General features: G+C 73.5%; 16 protein-coding genes. 10 read left to right on the forward strand and 6 right to left on the reverse strand.

Annotated features, from left to right (window positions below; all coding sequences use genetic code 11):
• Window positions 1-51: 51 nt before the first annotated feature.
• The 4 genes from BN3788_RS01585 to BN3788_RS01600 are packed head-to-tail and all read left to right on the forward strand — an operon-like array spanning window position 52 to window position 3,102.
• Window positions 52-822 (forward strand): class III extradiol ring-cleavage dioxygenase family protein, encoded by a 771-nt coding sequence (locus BN3788_RS01585; protein WP_066582105.1) that lies wholly within the window; start codon window positions 52-54, stop codon window positions 820-822.
• Window positions 795-1,784, forward strand: coding sequence for a tRNA (adenosine(37)-N6)-dimethylallyltransferase MiaA (miaA, locus tag BN3788_RS01590; RefSeq protein WP_234346424.1), 990 nt, complete (start codon window positions 795-797; stop codon window positions 1,782-1,784). The genes BN3788_RS01585 and miaA overlap by 28 nt, the downstream gene beginning before the upstream one ends.
• Complete coding sequence (gene dapF, locus BN3788_RS01595) at window positions 1,781-2,755, forward strand: diaminopimelate epimerase (RefSeq protein WP_066582106.1); 975 nt, start codon at window positions 1,781-1,783, stop codon at window positions 2,753-2,755. Before miaA ends, dapF begins: the two co-directional genes overlap by 4 nt.
• Window positions 2,756-2,766: 11 nt before the next feature.
• Entirely contained in the window at window positions 2,767-3,102 is a 336-nt protein-coding gene (locus BN3788_RS01600) for a thioredoxin family protein (RefSeq protein WP_082812483.1), read from the forward strand.
• On the opposite strand, the gene BN3788_RS01605 is transcribed toward BN3788_RS01600, so the two are convergent.
• On the reverse strand, window positions 3,094-3,705 hold the full coding sequence (locus tag BN3788_RS01605) for a class I SAM-dependent methyltransferase (RefSeq protein WP_066582216.1): 612 nt from the start codon (window positions 3,703-3,705) through the stop codon (window positions 3,094-3,096). The genes BN3788_RS01600 and BN3788_RS01605 overlap by 9 nt on opposite strands.
• Before the next feature lie 210 nt (window positions 3,706-3,915).
• On the opposite strand from BN3788_RS01605, the gene hflX reads away from it, so the two are divergent.
• The 3 genes from hflX to BN3788_RS01620 are packed head-to-tail and all read left to right on the forward strand — an operon-like array spanning window position 3,916 to window position 8,718.
• Window positions 3,916-5,448 carry a GTPase HflX gene (hflX, locus tag BN3788_RS01610; RefSeq protein ID WP_066582217.1) on the forward strand — a complete coding sequence of 511 codons (1,533 nt, stop codon included), beginning with the start codon at window positions 3,916-3,918 and terminating at the stop codon, window positions 5,446-5,448.
• Window positions 5,449-5,502: 54 nt separating this feature from the next.
• Window positions 5,503-7,650 carry an ATP-dependent DNA helicase gene (locus tag BN3788_RS01615; protein ID WP_315969733.1) on the forward strand — a complete coding sequence of 716 codons (2,148 nt, stop codon included), beginning with the start codon at window positions 5,503-5,505 and terminating at the stop codon, window positions 7,648-7,650.
• Window positions 7,651-7,710: 60 nt separating this feature from the next.
• Window positions 7,711-8,718: an L-lactate dehydrogenase gene (locus tag BN3788_RS01620; protein WP_066582108.1), complete on the forward strand. Its 1,008-nt coding sequence runs from the start codon at window positions 7,711-7,713 to the stop codon at window positions 8,716-8,718.
• Window positions 8,719-8,752: 34 nt separating this feature from the next.
• Here the strand turns inward: BN3788_RS01620 and BN3788_RS01625 are convergent, their stop codons facing one another.
• Together BN3788_RS01625 and lexA are read right to left on the reverse strand one after the other, a co-directional pair.
• Entirely contained in the window at window positions 8,753-9,028 is a 276-nt protein-coding gene (locus tag BN3788_RS01625; protein ID WP_066582109.1) for a DUF7218 family protein, read from the reverse strand.
• 78 nt (window positions 9,029-9,106) lie between these two features.
• The gene (lexA, locus tag BN3788_RS01630; RefSeq protein ID WP_066582219.1) at window positions 9,107-9,808 is read right to left on the reverse strand and encodes a transcriptional repressor LexA; all 702 of its coding nucleotides are present in this window, start codon (window positions 9,806-9,808) and stop codon (window positions 9,107-9,109) included.
• A gap of 319 nt (window positions 9,809-10,127) precedes the next feature.
• Between lexA and BN3788_RS01640 the strand changes: the two genes are divergently transcribed.
• Window positions 10,128-10,619 carry a LysM peptidoglycan-binding domain-containing protein gene (locus BN3788_RS01640; protein WP_108723750.1) on the forward strand — a complete coding sequence of 164 codons (492 nt, stop codon included), beginning with the start codon at window positions 10,128-10,130 and terminating at the stop codon, window positions 10,617-10,619.
• A 161-nt stretch (window positions 10,620-10,780) separates the two neighbouring features.
• Window positions 10,781-11,284, forward strand: a complete 504-nt coding sequence (gene nrdR / locus BN3788_RS01645) for a transcriptional regulator NrdR (protein WP_066582112.1) — start codon at window positions 10,781-10,783, stop codon at window positions 11,282-11,284.
• Between the two features lie 138 nt (window positions 11,285-11,422).
• Here nrdR and BN3788_RS01650 read toward each other — a convergent pair whose 3' ends face one another.
• Complete coding sequence (locus BN3788_RS01650) at window positions 11,423-13,123, reverse strand: AMP-binding protein (RefSeq protein ID WP_390619577.1); 1,701 nt, start codon at window positions 13,121-13,123, stop codon at window positions 11,423-11,425.
• Between the two features lie 81 nt (window positions 13,124-13,204).
• The gene (locus BN3788_RS01655) at window positions 13,205-14,254 is read right to left on the reverse strand and encodes an aldo/keto reductase (protein ID WP_066582114.1); all 1,050 of its coding nucleotides are present in this window, start codon (window positions 14,252-14,254) and stop codon (window positions 13,205-13,207) included.
• A 204-nt stretch (window positions 14,255-14,458) separates the two neighbouring features.
• Between BN3788_RS01655 and BN3788_RS01660 the strand changes: the two genes are divergently transcribed.
• The gene (locus tag BN3788_RS01660) at window positions 14,459-14,656 is read left to right on the forward strand and encodes a DUF5302 domain-containing protein (protein WP_066582115.1); all 198 of its coding nucleotides are present in this window, start codon (window positions 14,459-14,461) and stop codon (window positions 14,654-14,656) included.
• A 133-nt stretch (window positions 14,657-14,789) separates the two neighbouring features.
• On the opposite strand, the gene serA is transcribed toward BN3788_RS01660, so the two are convergent.
• Window positions 14,790-15,989, reverse strand: a complete 1,200-nt coding sequence (gene serA, locus BN3788_RS01665; RefSeq protein ID WP_066582116.1) for a phosphoglycerate dehydrogenase — start codon at window positions 15,987-15,989, stop codon at window positions 14,790-14,792.
• Between the last annotated feature and the right edge of the window lie 85 nt (window positions 15,990-16,074).

Below are 16,074 nucleotides of genomic sequence, written 5' to 3' on the forward strand. Positions count from 1 at the left end.
CGACCGGGGCGGGCGTCCTGGGCGGGCGCCCGGAGCGGCTAACGTCGGAGCATGTTCGCTGCCGCCGCGCTGGTCCCGGAGACCGCACTGCTCGTCCCCGGCGCCGCCGGCCGTGCCGACGTCCTGGGGAAGGTGCGGGAGGCTGCGCTGACGGCCCTCGCCCGGGTGCTCGACCAGGCCCCCGACATGGTGGTGGTAGTCGCCCCGGGGCCCGTCGACCGGGTGCTCGGCGAGGACGCGCGGCCGAGCCTGGCCGCCGCGGGGATCCCCGACGACGCGCTCGGCTGGCGTCCTGCCCAGAGCGGCCCGGAGTCGGTGGCGGCCGGCCCCGGCGCCAGTGTCGCGCTGCTGCTCCTCGCGGCGGCGGGCTGGCGCGGCCCGACGGCGACGGTCGAGGTGGGCGGCGGAACGGCTGATCCCGTGCGCCTGCGCGCCCAGGGGGCCGCACTGGCCCGGTCCACGGAGCCCAGCGCCAAGATCGCCCTTGTCGTCGCGGGGTCGCTCAGCGCAAGGCACGGACACGACGCGCCACTCGCCGAGGACCCGCAGGCGGTGACTGTCGACGCGGAACTGCTGGAGGCGATCGCCGACGCCGGACCACAGGCCCGCGCCCTGCTCGCCGGCTCGTCCGCGGAGATGGCCCAGCGGCTGGCGATCAGCCTCTGGGGGCCGATGCAGGTGCTCCTCGGCGCCGCCGACGCCGCGCCCGTGCCGCCCGGCGCGCCCGACGCGGGTGTCACCGCCGAGGTGCTCATCGCCGACGCGCCACTCGGCGCCCAGTACGTCGTCGCCACATGGCTCACCGCGCAGGCCGCCCGATGACCGGCGCCGGGATCGTCGTCGCGATCGTCGGGCCCACCGCGACAGGCAAGTCGGACCTCGGGCTGGCGCTCGCGGAGCGGCTCGACGGCGAGATCGTCAACACGGACTCGATGCAGCTCTACCGGGGGATGGACATCGGGACGGCCAAGCTCACGCCGGCCGAGCGCCGGGGCATCCCCCACCATCAGATCGACGTCCTCGACCCGCTCGACGACGCCTCGGTGGCGGACTACCAGCGCGAGGCCCGCGGGGACCTGCGCGCCATCACCGCGCGGGGCCGCAGGGCTGTCGCCGTGGGCGGGTCGGGGCTGTACGTGCGCGCGCTGTTCGACCATATGGACTTCCCGGGCACCGACCCGCTGGTGCGGGCGCGGCTCGAGGAGCGGGTCGAGGCGGAGGGGTCGCGCGCGCTGCATGCCGAGCTCGCACAGCTGGACCCGCGCGCGGCCGAGGGCATCGGGCCCCGCAACGCCCGTCGCGTGGTCCGCGCGCTCGAGGTGATCGAGCTCACGGGCCGGCCCTACTCGGCGAGCCTCCCGCAGCATGTGTACGAGGTGCCGGCCGTGCAGATCGGGCTGGACTGCGACCGCGCGGTGCTGGACGCCCGGGTCGAGGCGCGCGTGGACCGCATGTGGGAGGCGGGCCTCGTGGACGAGGTCGAGGCCCTCGCGGCGCACGGCTTCGGCCGGACAGCCGCCCGCGCCGTCGGCTATGCCGAGACGCTCGCGCTGCTGGCCGGCGAGCTCGACGAGGCGGGGGCGCGCGGGGCCATCGCGGCGGGCACCCGGCGCCTGGCCCGCAAGCAGATGGGGTGGTTCGGCCGCGACCCCCGCGTGCATTGGCTCGACGCGCAGGACCCGGACCTCGTGGAGCGCGCCCTGGGGCTGGTCGCGGCCGCAGACGCGGGCCGGCTGCAGCCGCCCACGGCGGACCCGGCGCCGCGTCGTAGTCTGGGCTCATGACCAGCCCGGCCACCGACCTCGCCTCGACCGGCGCCGCCCCTGCGACGCTCGCGGTCACCAAGGGGCACGGCACGCAGAACGACTTCGTGCTCCTCGACGACCGCGACGGCGCCCTGGAGCTCACCGACTCGCTCGTGCGTGCGCTCGCGGACCGTCGGGCCGGTGTCGGTGGCGACGGCGTGATCCGCCTCGTCGCGAGCGCGGCGCTGCCCGACGGCGCCCCCAGCCTCGCGCAGGACCCGCGCGCGCAGTGGTTCATGGACTACCGCAACGGCGACGGGTCGATCGCGGAGATGTGCGGCAACGGGGTGCGCGTCTTCGCCGCCTACCTGGTGAGCCTGCAGTTGTGGGACCCGGCCGAGGGCGACTTGGTGATCGGGACCCGCGCCGGGGTGCGCCATGTGCGCCGCGAGGCCGCCCCCGGCGCGCCCGGCGGCGTCTGGTACGCCGTCGACATGGGCACGTGGACGCTTCCGGGCGGCGCTGCCGCCCAGGCGGCGGGCTTCGATGCCGAGGTCGTCGTCTCCGGCCTCGAGGTGGCTCGTCCCGCGTTGAGCGTCGACGTCGGCAACCCGCACACCGTGCTGGCGCTCGCGGGGGAGGGCGAGCTGGAGGCGGTGGACCTGACCCGTGCGCCCGCGGTGGCCCCGCAGCCGCCGCACGGCACCAACGTGGAGCTCGTCGTCCCGCTCGGCGAGAGCACGGCGCCGGACGGCACGATCGTCGGGCGCGTGCGGATGCGCGTCCATGAGCGCGGGGTGGGGGAGACCCGATCCTGCGGCACTGGCGCCTGCGCGGCCGCGCTGGCGGTGCGCACGTGGGCCGGCGCAGGGGCCCCGGACGTGTGGCTGGTCGACGTGCCGGGCGGCACGGTGCGGGTGCGGCTGTTGGACGGCGGACGCGTGGAGCTCGCGGGGCCCGCGGTGCTGATCGCCCACGCCGAGGTCGACCTGGCCGCGCTGGGCGGATGACGGCGGGGCGGATGACGACGCTGACGAGCGGGGACCTCGGGCAGCCGCTCGGACGACGGGCCACGTTCGTGCAGCTCTCGAGCGCGTTCTGCCTGCCGTGCCGGGCGGCCCGCCGCGTGCTCGAGCTCGTCGCGGGCGAGCAGGAGGGCGTCGCCCACATCGAGCTGGACGTCGGCGAGCACCTCGACCTGGGCGAGCGGCTCGACGTCCGCTCCACCCCGACGGTCCTCGTCCTGGACGCCGACGGTGTGGAGCGGGTGCGGGCGACCGGCGCCCCGACGCTCGCGCAAGCGCGGGCAGCACTGGCCCGCGTGATCGGCGGCCTGGAGCGCCCGAGCTCAGCGTGAGGTGACGCGCAGCACCCGGAAGCCCTTGGCGCTCGCGACACGCTCGATCGCGGCGCCGTCCCCGAGCTGTTCCGCGAGCCAGCGTTGCAACGAGTCCGCCCCGAGGTTCTTGCCGACCACGAGATGCGCTTGCGCGCCGGGGGCCAGCCGGGGCATCCAGCGCAGCAGCAGCGAGTGCAGCGCCTCCTTGCCGACCCGGATCGGCGGGTTCGACCAGATCGCCGCGAACGCCACGTCGTCGGGGACGTCGTCGGGCAGGACGGCGCGCACGTTCTCCAGCCCGAGCCGCTCGGCGTTGCGCCGCACCAGGTCCAGCGCGCGCTCGTTCACGTCCACCGCCCACACACGCGTCCCGGGCGACTCCAGGGCCATTGACAGCGCCACCGGGCCCCACCCGCACCCCAGGTCGAGCAGGTCGCCCGCGGCGGGGGCCGCGGGGACGGTGCGCAGCAGCACCTCGGTGCCGAGGTCGACGTGGTCGGGGGAGAAGACGCCACCGGCGGTCTCCACCTCGACATCGCGGCCGGCCAGATGGACGGCGAGGGTGCGGCGCTCCTCGGGCGAGGCCGGGTGGGCGGTGAAGTAGTGGTCGTTCCCTGTCACCACCCGACCCTATCCGGGCGTGCTGGGTCTGGATGCGCGGGGATCGTCCACCCGCGGCCTTAGCCCGCAGCGAATAGCGTCGCAATCGCTCCCCGAGGCGTGTCACCCTGGACACGTCGCCGGAGGATCCGGCGGAGCGTCGTCCGCGGGCTTCCCCGCGCCGACGCGGGCACGGACGAGAGGCCACGTGTGAACGACCCGCAGCACCCCATGACGCGCCAAGACGAGAACAATGAGGTCGTCTTGCCACGCAGCGCTCAAGAGGTGGCGGACGACGTGGTGGCCCGTGTGCTCGCGCGCGCCGGCACCGCCCGCCACGACGGCGGCACCATCCACTCGACCTACGACGGCGACCAGCTCGAGCTCGAGGAGCGCACATCGCTGCGGCGAGTCGCCGGGCTGTCCACCGAGCTCGAGGACGTCACCGAGGTCGAGTACCGGCAGTTGCGCCTGGAGCGCGTGGTGCTCGTCGGCATCTGGGGCGCCCCGTCCTCCGAGGAGGGCGCCACCACCGCCGAGGAGGCTGAGATCTCGCTGCGCGAGCTCGCGGCGCTCGCGGAGACCGCCGGGTCCGAGGTGCTCGACGGGCTCCTGCAGCGTCGTCGCAACCCGGACCCCGGCACATTCCTCGGCTCGGGCAAGGCCGCCGAGCTCGCCACCGTCGTCGCCGCCAACGGGGCTGACACTGTCATCGTCGACGCCGAGCTCGCCCCGTCGCAGCGCAGGGCCCTGGAGGACGTGGTCCGCGTCAAGGTGATCGACAGGACCGCGCTGATCCTCGACATCTTCGCCCAGCACGCCAAGTCCCGTGAGGGCAAGGCGCAGGTCGAGCTCGCGCAGCTCGAGTACCTGCTGCCACGGCTGCGTGGCTGGGGCGAGTCGATGTCCCGCCAGGCCGGTGGGCAGGTCGGCGGCGCGGGAGCCGGGATGGGCTCGCGTGGCCCCGGTGAGACGAAGATCGAGCTCGACCGCCGTCGCATCCGCGACCGCATGGCCAAGCTGCGCCGCGAGATCGCGGCCATGGAGCCCGCGCGCGCCACCAAGCGCGCGAACCGCAAGCGCCACGCGATCCCCTCGGTGGCGATCGCCGGGTACACCAACGCCGGCAAGTCCTCGCTGCTCAACCGGCTCACCGGCGCCGGGGTGCTCGTGGAGAACGCGCTGTTCGCCACGCTCGACCCGACGGTCCGGCGCGCCGAGGCCGCCGACGGGCGCGTGTTCACCCTCACCGACACGGTCGGCTTCGTGCGCTCCCTGCCGCACCAGCTCGTCGAGGCGTTCCGCTCCAGCCTCGAGGAGGTCGCGGACGCCGACCTCGTACTGCACGTGGTCGACGCCTCGCACCCCGACCCCGAGGGGCAGATCGCGGCGGTCCGCCACGTCTTCGCGGACATCCCCGGCGCCATGGACGTGCCGGAGATCATCGTGCTGAACAAGGCCGACCTGGCCGAGCCGGAGGTCGTGGCGCGGCTGCGCTCGCGGGAGCCGGGCGCCATCGTCGTCTCGGCGCACACGGGCGAGGGTATCGACGCGCTGCAGGAGCTCATCGCCGACCAGCTGCCCCGGCCTGGGGTGACCGTCGACGTGGTGATCCCCTACGACCGAGGCGACCTGGTCAACCGGGTGCACCTGCACGGTGAGATCGACTCGGAGGAGCACACCCCGGCGGGAACGGCCCTACGCGGCCGGGTGGACGAGTCGCTGGCCGCCGAGCTCACCGCCGCGGCGGTGCGCGCGGGCTGAGGCGTCAGACCCGGCGACTAGGCTGTGGCGGTGCCTTTGCCTGCCGCTGTGTCTGTGGACGAGCTCCTGGACCTCGCGGTCGGGGCCCTCGGGGGATCCCCGCGCGAGGGCCAGCAGAAGATGGCGCGCGTCGTCGCGACGACCATCGAGGCGGGCGAGCACCTGCTGGTGCAGGCCGGCACCGGCACCGGGAAGTCCCTCGGGTACCTGGTGCCCGCGGTCCGCCACGCGGTGCTGGAGGACGAGCGGGTCATCGTGTCCACCGCCACCCTGGCGCTGCAACGCCAGGTGATCACACGCGACCTGCCCCTGGTGGCCGACGCGTTGGCGCCACGGCTCCCGAGGCCGCCCCGCATCGCCCTGCTCAAGGGCTGGCACAACTACCTCTGCGTGCACAAGATCGCCGGCGGCTATCCGGCCGACGAGCCGGGCACGCTGTTCGACCTGGGCGATCACGCGGGCGCCGTGGACCACCCGGCGCCCGAGCCGGGGGAGGCCCGCACCCGAGGCGGCCGCCCCGCCGGCGAGGACCTGGGCGCGCAGGTGGTGCGGCTGCGCGAGTGGGCCGAGGAGACGGACACCGGCGACCGCGACGACCTGGTCCCCGGCGTCAGCGAGCGGGCCTGGCGGCAGGTGTCCGTGACGTCGCTGGAGTGCCTGGGCGGCAAGTGCCCCATGCTCTCCGAGTGTTTCCCCGAGCGTGCCCGCGGCCTGGCCCGCGAGGCGGATGTGGTCGTGACCAACCACGCGATGCTCGGGATCGCGGCCTCCGGCTCCCCGAATGTGCTCCCCGAGCACGAGGTGCTGATCGTCGATGAGGCCCACGAGCTCACCGACCGGGTCACCGCGCAGGCCACCGGTGAGCTGTCGGTGGGGACCATCGAGCACGCCGGACGCCTCGCGCGCCGGCACGGCGGCCTGTCCACCGCGGACCTCGACGCGGCGAGCCTGGCACTGGGCGCCGTGCTCATGGAGCTCCCCGAGGGACGGTTCCCCGACGGGCTGCCCCCGGCCGCGCTCGACGCCGTGGGCGCCGTGCGGGACGCGGCCCGCACGCTGCTGTCGCACCTGAAGCCCGAGGGGACCCCCGCGCAGGCGGTGGGCCGCTCATCCGGCGGGTCGCCCGACGGCGGCATGAAGATGGCGGTGTCCGCGATGCTCACGCTCTTCGAGACGGCCGAGCGGATGGCCGGCGACGCCGAGGAGAACCGCCACACGGTGCTCTGGTGCTCGCGCGGCGACGGGACTGCGCGGGGCGGCACGATGACCCGGTTGCACGCGGCCCCGCTGGCCGTGAACGGGCTCATCCGCACGAACCTGTTCTCCGGACGCTCGGCCGTGCTGACGTCGGCGACCCTCGCGCTGGGCGGCTCGTTCTCCTCGGTGGCGCGGTCCGTGGGCCTCGAGACTCAGACCGGCGCCGAGCCGACCGGCCCCGAGCGCCTCACCAGCACCGCCGCGACCCCGCGCACCGGGACGGCGAAGCCCAAGGATCCCGCCACCCCCGCCTGGCACGGGCTGGACGTCGGCAGCCCGTTCGACTACGCCCGCCAGGGCATCCTCTACATCGCCCGACCCCTGCCGCCCCCGGGCCGCGAGCCCGCCACCGACGCCCAGCTCGACGAGATTGCCGAGCTCATCACCGCCGCCGGCGGCCGCACCCTGGGCCTGTTCTCCTCCCGGCGCGCGGCCGACGCCGTCGCCGAGGCGATGCGCGAACGTCTCGACGTGCCGGTGCTGGCCCAGGGCGACGACCAGCTCCCCACCCTGGTGCGGGAGTTCGCCGCGGACGATCGGGCGTGCCTGTTCGGCACCTTGTCGCTGTGGCAGGGCGTCGACGTGCCCGGGCCCGCCTGCCAGCTCGTGCTCATCGACCGGATCCCGTTCCCGCGGCCGGACGACCCGGTGCGCTCGGCGCGGTCCGACGCCGTCGCGGCTGCCGGCGGCAACGGCTTCATGTCTGTCTCGGCGACCCATGCGGCGCTGCTGCTGGCCCAGGGCGCCGGGCGCCTCATCCGCTCGACGTCGGATCGCGGCGTCGTGGCGATGCTGGACCCACGGCTCGCCACGGCGCGCTACGGCGAGTTCCTGGCCCGCTCGCTGCCGGGGTTCTGGCGCACCACCGACCGCGAGGTCGCGCTCGCGGCCCTGCGTCGTCTCGACGCAGCCGCTCCCGTCACCAATTCCTCCAGCACGAACTAGCCTGTGAGAGGCGCGGATGCGCCGCACGGGGTGACACGGCCCCACTGTGGAGGAGGACGCGTGAGCGCGGAACACGAGAGCGACGACCTCGGATTTCCCGACACCTCCGCCGGACCGCAGCGCCGCACCAGCAAGCTCGCCGTGGTCGGGGCGGGCTCTGTCGGGGCGACGATGGCGTACGCGGCGCTGATGCGGGGCGCGGCGCGGAACGTCGTGCTGTACGACATCAACAAGGCGAAGGTCGAGGCGGAGGCGCTCGACCTGGGCCACGGCATCCAGTTCATGCCGATGGCCGAGGTGATCGGCTCGGACGACATCGCGGTCTGCGCGGACGCCGACATCGTCATGGTGACCGCCGGCGCCAAGCAGGAGCCCGGGCAGTCCCGCATCGACCTCGCTGGCGCGACCATCTCACTCGTCCGCAAGATCCTGCCGGGGCTCGTGGATGTGGCGCCCAACGCGATCTACGTGATGGTCACCAACCCGGTCGACATCGTCACGTACGCTGCGCTGAAGGTCTCGGGCCTGCCGTCGAACCAGCTCTTCGGCTCCGGCACCGTGCTCGACTCCTCCCGGCTGCGCTACCTCATCGCCCAGCACACCGGCGTCGCCGTGCAGAACGTGCACGCGTACATCGCCGGGGAGCACGGGGACACCGAGCTCCCGCTGTGGAGCTCGGCGACGATCGGCGCCGTGCCCCTCGTCGACTGGACCGGGATCGGCGGCCGGGGCCCGCTGACGGAGGAGGTGCGCGAGCGCATCGCGCGCGAGGTCGTCGAGTCGGCCTACCGCATCATCGCGGGCAAGGGCGCCACGAACTACGCCGTCGCGCTCGCCGGCTCGCGCATCATCGAGGCCGTCCTGAAGGACGAGCAGCGGATCCTGCCGGTGTCCTCGCTGCTGCAGGACTACCACGGCATCTCCGACGTCTGCCTGTCGGTTCCCACGCTGGTGGGCGGCCAGGGGGTCGGCGAGCGGCTCGAGGTGCCGATGTCGGCGGACGAGCTCGCGGGCCTGCGGCGCTCGGCCGAGGCGCTCAAGGTCGTGGCGCGCCGCTTCGGCCTCTAGCCCGCAGCGCGCGTCTCACCGGCACGCGCTCCGCTCAGTGCGAGCGGAGCGCGTCGACCAGCTCGTCCTTGCGCATGGTGGACCGGCCCGCGATGCCCAGCTCGGCCGCGCGTCGGCGGAGATCGCCGACGGTCCAGTCCTCAAACGATCCGGACTCCCCGCCCTTGCGGCCGACCTCGCCGCGCGAGCTGTCGGCTGCCGCGTTCGCGATGCGCGCCGACTTCTCCTTGCTGTTCCCCTCGTCGCGGAGCCGCTCGTAGAGCTCCTTGTCCTTGACGCGGGGACCGGGGTCCCGAAAACGGCCAGGCATCTCGTCTCCACCCTCTCGACGTGGTCCAGTGCTGAGCGGCCAGCGTCGCGCACGCGCCACTGCGGCGCACCTCGGGGGTCAGAGGCTGCGCAGCACGCTCACGACGCGGCCCAGCACCTGGGCCTGGTCGCCGAGGATCGGGGCGTACGCCGAGTTGTGGGGCAGCAGCCACACGTGGCCATCCGCCCGCTTGAAGGTCTTCACGGTGGCCTCGCCGTCGATCATCGCCGCCACGATCTGGCCGTTCTCGGCGACGGGCTGCCGGCGGACCACGACCCAGTCGCCGTCGCAGATCGCCGCGTCGATCATGGAGTCGCCCGCGACCTTGAGCAGGAAGAGCTCCCCGTCGCCCACGAGCTGGCGGGGAAGCGGGAACACGTCCTCGACGACCTGCTCGGCGAGGATCGGCCCGCCTGCGGCGATCCGGCCGACGAGCGGCACGTACGTGGGAACCGGGGCGGCCTCCTCGGAGCCTGTGGCGCCCATGACGGGACCCGCCGACGGGGCGGCCCAGCGCTGGACGCCGCGTGAGTCGTCCCGCTGGACGACCTCGATGGCCCGGGGGCGGTTGGGGTCGCGGCGCAGGTAGCCCTTGCGCTCGAGCGAGGTGAGCTGGTGCTTGACGCTCGACGGGCTGGTCAGCCCGACGGCCTCGCCGATCTCGCGCATGCTCGGCGGGTAGCCGCGTGACTCCACGGCGGCGCGGACCGTCTCCAGCACGAGCCGTTGCCGGGGCGTGAGCTCGTCGGAGGGCGCCTCGATGTCCGGCTCTCCGACCACGGCGAGCGCGACATCGCCGTCCTGCCGTGCGGAGCGTGCCGCGGCGCCGCCTCGTGCGAGGTCTTCTTCGACCGTGTTGCCGTCGCTGCCCACCGTTGGCCTCCTGAGGTCTCGTCACTCTCCCGCGAAGCCGCCGTTGGGCCGAACGGGTTCCCGTGTCAGCGCCTCGTGATGGTCTATCGCCTGCTGCGCCAGCCTAGGGGAGCAGGGCCGTTCGATCAAACATTTGTTCGAGCGAGTCTCGACATCTTGGGCGGCGAGGTGGTAGACATCGCACAAGCGTTCGACGAACAGGTGTTCGATCAGAGAGGAGCCGACGATGAGCACGATGGCGATCGGCCCAGCCGCGAACCATGGCGGAGCCGTGGTCATCCCCTTCCCGGCCCGCCGCCCGCAGGTGTCGGCCCATGCGTCGGCACGCCGCCCGCAGGCCGCCGCCCCGCAGCGCCCGCATGCTGCCCGGGCGCGGCAGCAGCCCGCTGACGCCGCCGCTCGCCAGCGACGCCCTGAGTCGGCCGCCCCGTTGCGGCTGACGGCCCGCGGCCGTCGTGTGGTCGCGCTGCTGTCACTGGTGCTCGTCAGCGCCTTCGCCCTCATCGGCACGAAGGCCGTGGCGGGAGGGCCGGCGCGCGCCCTCGAGGTCGAGACGTACACGGTGGCCGCGGGTGACACGCTCTGGGAGCTGGCGGCGCAGATCGCCGCGCCGGGGGAGGACGTGCGAGACGTGATCATGGAGCTGGTCGAGCTCAATGGCGGGGGTGGGGCCGGCCTCACGGCGGGCCAGCGGATCCTCCTCCCGGTGGAGCGCTGACGCGCCTCACAGCCACCTGCCTTGCAGGTCGAGGACTCGACGTCATAGGTTCTTTGCTGGCGTCTGTCAATGGCGCCGTGATGCCGTGCTCCAGCGCGGCACATCGTCGAACCGGTCCTCTGCCGCCACCAGGCGGTGGGCGAGCTGGTGAGGAGCCTCCTGTGCACTGCCCGTTCTGTCGCCACGCGGACTCGCGCGTGGTCGACTCGCGCACCTCGGATGACGGCGCATCCATCCGTCGTCGCCGCCAGTGCCCCGAGTGCAACCGCAGGTTCTCCACGGTGGAGACCGCGAGCCTGTCCGTGGTCAAGCGCTCGGGCGTCACCGAGCCGTTCAGTCGCGAGAAGGTCGTCAACGGCGTCCGCAAGGCCTGCCAGGGCCGGCCGGTCAGCGATGACGACCTCGCCCTGCTCGCCCAGCGCGTCGAGGAGACGATCCGCGCGAGCGGCACCGCCGAGCTCGACGCCTATGAGATCGGCCTCACCATCCTGGGCCCGCTGCGCGAGCTCGACGAGGTCGCCTACCTGCGGTTCGCCAGCGTCTACCAGGCCTTCAACTCGCTCGAGGATTTCGAGGCCGCCATCACGGTGCTGCGCGCCGAGCGCGACGTCGCGCTCGATGAGGCGCGGCCCTCGGATGACGAGGCCCGGTCGGAGCAGGGCTGACCCCGCTGGAGTGACCTGAGCAGGCCTGGCCTGCTCGGGTCAGGCTGTGGGCGTGGCCCGAGCGGCTCAGCACAGCACAAGGCCCGACCGCGTCAGCGTGTGGCATGACGCGATCGGGCCAGTGCGAAGCACCCGGGGTCAGGCGCGGGCGAGGACCTGGTCCCGCACCACGCGGCGCAGCACCTTCCCGATCTGCGAGCGGGGCAGGTCGGCCACGATCACGATCTCGCGGGGCACTGCATAGCGGGCGAGACGCTGCTCGCACCACTCCCGCACCGCGGCGAGGTCGATGACGGGCGAGTTGGTGTCGTCGAGCACGACTGCCGCGACGACCTTCTCGCCCATGTCCCCGCCGGGGACACCCACCACTGCGACGTCCGCGACGCCGGGCATCGAGCGCAGGTGGCTCTCGACCTGCGACGGGTACACCTTGAACCCGCCGGTGACGATCATCTCCTTGATGCGGTCCACCAGCGTCGCGAACCCGTGCTCGTCGACCACGACGACGTCGCCGGTGCGGAGCCACCCGCCCGGCAGGAGCTGGTCGGCGGTCTCGTCCGGGCGGTTCCAGTAGCCGCTGAACACCTGCGGCCCGCGGATGAGCAACTCGCCGCGCTCTCCGGGCGCGACGTCGACGGCTGGGTCCTCCTGGTCGACCACGCGGATGTCCGTGCTGGGGAACGGCAGGCCGAGCGCGCCGGGCCGGCGCTCCGCGTTGCACGGGTTGCCCAGGGCCACCGGGCTGGTCTCGGTGAGGCCGTAGCCCTCGATGAGCAGTCCGCCGGTGAGCCGCTCCCATCGATCGGCTGTGGCGCCGGAGATCGGCATGGCGCCTGCCAGCGAGATGCGGATGCTGCTGAGGTCGGCCCCGGTCTTCTCGGCGAGCGCGGCCAGCCGGTCGAACATGGGCGCGACGCCGGGCAGGAAGGTGGCGGGGCGGCGTCGCTGCGCGGCGAGGACCGACGCGGGGTCGAACTTGCCGAAGGCGACCAACGTGGCGCCGATGCGGGCGGCGAACGTGAGGCACAGGGTGAGCCCGAAGGCGTGGAAGAACGGCAGGACGCCGTAGATCGTCTCGGTCCCGTCCTCGAACTGGGTCCAGGCAGCGCCCTGGAGGGCGTTCGACCCCAGCGAGCGATGCGTGAGGATCGCGCCCTTGGGGGTGCCGGTGGTGCCGCCGGTGTACTGGATGGTGGCGATGTCGTCGACCGAGGCGGGCGCGTGCGACGCGGGCAACGGCTGGGCCTCGGCGATGAGACGGTGCCATTCGAGCGCGCCGGCCGGCACTGGCCCGCGCAGGGCGGCGCGCTGCTTGCGGGCGGCGGGGACGGGGAGCGTGAGGGCGAACCGCTTGACGCGGGGCAGATCGCGGGTGAGGTCGACGGCGATCAGGTGCCGGAGCTGCGTGTTCTGCTGCACCTCGGCGACCCGGGCGGCCGTCGGCTCCCAGCAGATGGCGGCGATGGCTCCGGAGTCGGCGAGCTGGTGCTCGAGCTCGGAGGCGGAGTAGGTGGGGTTGTGCTCGACGACCACAGCGCCCAGGCGCAGCACGGCCCAGAAGGCGACCACGTGGGCGTGGCAGTTCGGCAGGGCGATGGCGACGCGGTCGCCGCGCTGGACGCCGAGGGCGAGCAGCGCTCCCGCGGCGTGTTCCACTTCGTCGAGGAGCTCGCGGTAGGTCGTCGTCTGGCCTTCGAAGTCGACCGCCACACGGTCCGGGAAGCGCTGGGCGGCGCGTTCGAGGCTGGCAGTCAGCGGCTCGTCGGGAATGTCGATCTTCGGGGGCACGCCGGTCGGGTAGGACGCGAGCCAGGGGTGTCCGAGGGTTGATTCCACCAGCCCATCGTAACCTACGCTTCCGTAAGTTACTAGAGAGTAGGTAGCGGCTTCACATATGCCCCACACTGTCAAGGCGCGGAGTCACAGGTCGCTCGAACGTGGGCCCCACAGGTTCACGCCGGCGTCGACGGCGTCGGCGTCGATCGCCTCGAGCTCGGCCTCGGCCAGCGGCGGGCCGCCGAGCGCGGCCACATTCTCCTCGAGCTGGGCAGGGGTGCGGGCCCCGAGCACGACAGTCGTCACGCGCGGATCGCGCAGCGCCCACAAGATCGCGAGCTGCGCCAGGGACTGTCCGCGCGCACGCGCGACGACGTCGAGCGCGAGGACATGGGCCAAGTTCTCCTCGCTCAGGTAGGAGGCGCGCAATGGCCCGCCGCGGGCGGCCCTGGAGTCCGCGGGCACCCCCGTGAGGTAGCGGTCGGTGAGCATCCCCTGCGCCAGTGGCGAGAACGCGGCGACGCCGAGCCCGCCCTGCGCCGCGACGTCGAGCAGCGACCTGCCGTCCGCCGCCGGGTCAGGGCGCTCGATCCACCGGTTGAGCATCGAGTAGGAGGGCTGGCACACCGTGAGCCTGACCCCGAGGTCCCGGGCCACGTCGAGTGCCTGCGCGGTGCGCGCCGCGGAGTACGAGGAGATGCCCACGGCTCGCGCGCGTCCCGACGCGAGCGCGGAGCCGAGCGCCCCGATCGTCTCCTCCAAGGGTGTGCGCGGGTCGAACCGGTGGCTGTAGAACACGTCGATGTGGTCCAGCCCGAGGCGCCGCAGCGACTGGTCGAGCGAGGCGAGCAGGTACTTGCGCGAGCCGTGCTCCCCATACGGCCCAGGCCACTGCCGGTATCCGGCCTTAGTCGTGAGGACGAGCTCGTCGCGGCGGGAGGCGAGGTCGCGGGCGAGCAGCCTGCCCATGGTGAGCTCCGCGGCGCCCGGTGGCGGGCCGTAGTTGTTCGCGAGGTCCAGGTGCGTGACGCCGAGCTCGACCGCCCGGAGCACCAGGGCCCGCTGGGCGTCGAACGGCGTCGACGCCCCGAAGTTCTGCCACAGGCCGAGCGTCACGACCGGCAGCCACAGGCCGCTGTCGCCGCACCTGCGCAGGGGGACCGGGCCAGGGGCGAGCGGCGGCGCGTCGTGCATACGTCCGACGGTAGCCGGATCCGCGCCGCACCGGCTGCGACGACCCGTGACGACCCGCCCTGCGCGGGCGTCGGCGGATGCCGGGAGGCCGACGCGGGGCAATGCGTTGGCATTCGGCGCGGATGTCGGCAAGGCTGGACGGGCGGCGCCACGGAACCCCGATCGCCGCCGGACCACAGGCAGTACCCACGAGGAGGCACCGCGATGGCGCAGAACGACGACAGGGCGACCACACCAGCGGCGTCCGAGGACGCCAAGGCGAAGTTCCGCGAGGCGCTCGACCGGAAGAAGGCGGCACAGCACCGCTCGGCGGACGGCTCGACGAACACAGGCGCCGTGCACAGCTCCGAGACCGCGGGCCCGGTGCAGCGTCAGTTCCGGCGCAAGTCCGGCTCGGCGTGACCGCTCACGCCTCTCGGGCCGCAGGCTGATCCACGCCGACGGCTCGCGCGAGACACAACGGCGATGGCCGGGACACAGTGTCCCGGCCATCGCCGTCTGTCTGCGGGGGCCGCTGTCAGCGACCGTCAGCGGCTCAGGTCAGCAGGCGCAGCCGCACCGACTCGGGGCGCGAGGCGAGGGCCTCGACCACTGCGGGGTCGACAGCGGCGCCGGCGTCGGTGACGACGTAGCCGATCTCGCCACGCGTCGACAGCAGCTGGCCCTCGATGTTGACGCCGTGCTCGGCGAGCGTCGCGTTGACCGCCGCCAGCACGCCCGGCACGTTGCGGTGCAGGTAGGCGAGACGGTGGGCGTCCGGGCGCCGGTCCAGGGCCACGTTGGGCAGGTTGACGCTCAGCGTGGTCGAGCCGGTGGCGAGGTAGTCGCGCAGCTTGTTCGAGACGAACTGGCCGATGGCCTCCTGCGCCTCCTCGGTGGACCCGCCGGTGTGGGGGGTGAGGATGACGTTCGGCAGCCCACGCAGCTCGGACTCGAACGGGTCGCCCTTGCGCTTGGGCTCCTCGGGGAAGACGTCCACGGCCGCGCCGCTGACATGGCCGGAGACGACGGCGTCGCGCAACGCGGCGTAGTCGACCACGAAGCCGCGCGAGAGGTTGAGGAACACCGCGCCCGGGCGCATCGCCGCGAACTGCTTCTCGCCGAAGAGGCCGGCGTTCCCGCCGCGCCCGTCGACGTGCAGGGTGACGATGTCGGCGACTTCGAGCACCTCGTCCAGGGACGCGGCCCGGCGCGCGTTGCCCAGCGCCAGCTTCTCGGAGGTGTCGTAGAAGACCACCGACATGCCCAGGTTCTCGGCGAGGACCGACAGCTGGGTGCCGATGTTGCCGTAGCCGACGATGCCGAGCGTCCGGCCGCGGACCTCGTGCGCGCCCGTCGCCGACTTGTTCCACACCCCGTCGTGCATGGAGCGGTCGAACTCGGTGAGGCGGCGGGTGAGGGCGATGATCTCCGCGATCGCCACCTCGACCACCGAGCGCGTGTTCGAGAAGGGCGCGTTGAACGTCGCCACGCCGCGCGACGCGGCGGCCGCCAGGTCGATCTGGTTGGTGCCGATGCAGTAGGCCCCGATCGCCACGAGGTCGGGGGCCTGCTCGAGCACCGCCGCGGAGACGTGCGTCTTGGACCGGATGCCGAGGATGTGGACACCCTGGAGCGCCTCGACGAGCTCGGACTCGTCCAGGGCGCCGGTGCGGGTGGTCACCTCGAACCCGGCGTCTTCGAGGATCGACTTGGCCTGGGGATGGAGGTTCTCAAGGAGAAGGGCGCGCAGCACGCCCCTATGGTGCGCCTCCGCGCCGCGAGACCCCAAGCCGGTCCCGTCCCTCGGACACGGACGGCCGGCTCTCGGCCGCGCGGCG

It is taken from the genome of Cellulomonas timonensis (genome assembly GCF_900046455.1).
GTDB lineage: Bacteria > Actinomycetota > Actinomycetes > Actinomycetales > Cellulomonadaceae > Cellulomonas_A > Cellulomonas_A timonensis.

Excerpts from the sequence above, each read along its gene's own strand:
- BN3788_RS01600 (WP_082812483.1), top strand. The coding sequence starts at position 2,767 with ATGACGACGCTGACGAGCGGGGACCTCGGGCAGCCGCTCGGACGACGG.
- BN3788_RS01655 (WP_066582114.1), bottom strand. The coding sequence starts at position 14,254 with ATGCACGACGCGCCGCCGCTCGCCCCTGGCCCGGTCCCCCTGCGCAGG.
- dapF (WP_066582106.1), top strand. The coding sequence starts at position 1,781 with ATGACCAGCCCGGCCACCGACCTCGCCTCGACCGGCGCCGCCCCTGCG.
- BN3788_RS01640 (WP_108723750.1), top strand. The coding sequence starts at position 10,128 with ATGAGCACGATGGCGATCGGCCCAGCCGCGAACCATGGCGGAGCCGTG.
- BN3788_RS01585 (WP_066582105.1), top strand. The coding sequence starts at position 52 with ATGTTCGCTGCCGCCGCGCTGGTCCCGGAGACCGCACTGCTCGTCCCC.
- BN3788_RS01625 (WP_066582109.1), bottom strand. The coding sequence starts at position 9,028 with ATGCCTGGCCGTTTTCGGGACCCCGGTCCCCGCGTCAAGGACAAGGAG.
- BN3788_RS01660 (WP_066582115.1), top strand. The coding sequence starts at position 14,459 with ATGGCGCAGAACGACGACAGGGCGACCACACCAGCGGCGTCCGAGGAC.
- hflX (WP_066582217.1), top strand. The coding sequence starts at position 3,916 with ATGACGCGCCAAGACGAGAACAATGAGGTCGTCTTGCCACGCAGCGCT.
- miaA (WP_234346424.1), top strand. The coding sequence starts at position 795 with ATGGCTCACCGCGCAGGCCGCCCGATGACCGGCGCCGGGATCGTCGTC.